Source organism: Burkholderia sp. JPY481 (genome assembly GCF_038900515.1).
In the GTDB taxonomy this organism is placed as follows: Bacteria; Pseudomonadota; Gammaproteobacteria; order Burkholderiales; family Burkholderiaceae; genus Paraburkholderia; species Paraburkholderia youngii.
Map to the genome: position 1 here is coordinate 1 of NZ_JAYMRT010000098.1, position 1,081 is coordinate 1,081.

General features: G+C 59.5%; 1 protein-coding gene. It reads left to right on the top strand.

Annotated features, from left to right (window positions below):
* A partial coding sequence (locus tag VSR82_RS39790) for an AMP-binding protein (protein ID WP_498858902.1) occupies positions 1-1,081 on the top strand: 1,081 nt, incomplete at both ends.

The following is a 1,081-nucleotide window of genomic DNA, read 5'->3' on the forward strand; positions in this document are numbered from 1 at the left end:
ACCGCACGGAGGCGGCGTATCCGTCGGAGCGGTGCATCCATGAGCTGTTCGAGGCGCAGGTGCGGCGGGCACCGGAGGCGGTGGCGCTGGTGCATGAGAACGAGAGACTGAGCTATGGCGAGCTCAACGCGCGGGCCAACCGGCTGGCCCATCATCTGATCGCACTTGGAGTCAGGCCGGGAGATCGCATTGCGACAGTGCTTGACCGCTCCGTCGCTCTTGTGGTGGCGCAACTGGCGATCCTGAAGACGGGCGGAGTATATGTGCCGATCGATCGCGGCCTTCCCTCTGCACGACAGGAATGGCTGTTCGCTGATTGTGCTGCCCGTCTGGTGCTTGGCCAGATTGACGGCGACAATCTGGTTGAGGCGACGATACCGGTTCTGGCTATTGAGCCGCTCATAGTTGGAACGGGATGTAGTTCCGATCCTGGCCTGGCATTGACCGCTGAGGCTGCCGCATACGTAATGTACACCTCCGGCTCAACCGGCCTTCCCAAAGGAGTTCTTGTCTCTCATCGTGCCGTCAACCGGCTCGTGATCAACAATGCATATGCGAAGATCGAGGCGGGGGATCGTGTGGCATGGGCCGGCAATCCCGCCTTCGACGCAAGCACATTCGAAGTGTGGGCACCACTACTTAACGGTGGTTGCATTGTTGCAATGCAAGCTGTCGCAGACCCTTCCAGCTTTGCCCGGGCGCTTAAACAGCACCGGGTGACGTCACTTTTTCTAACAACAGCATTATTCAATCAATTTACATCATCGATTGCTCCCACGTTAGCCCAACTTAAGTACCTCCTCTGTGGAGGGGAGCCCAATGATCTCCGCTCATTTCTGAGATTGCTGAAAGAAGAAGGCCCCGTACGTCTCGTTCACTGCTACGGCCCGACCGAGACGACGACCTTCGCGACAGTCTGGAATTGCCCGGCTGATTTTAATGGGTCAGTGGTCCCGATCGGCCGTCCGATTGCGAACACGCGGGTGTACGTGCTGGACGGTCATGGCGAGCCGGTGCCGTTCGGGGCGGTGGGCGAGCTCTACATTGGCGGGGCGGGCGTGACGCGTGGCTACCTGAACCG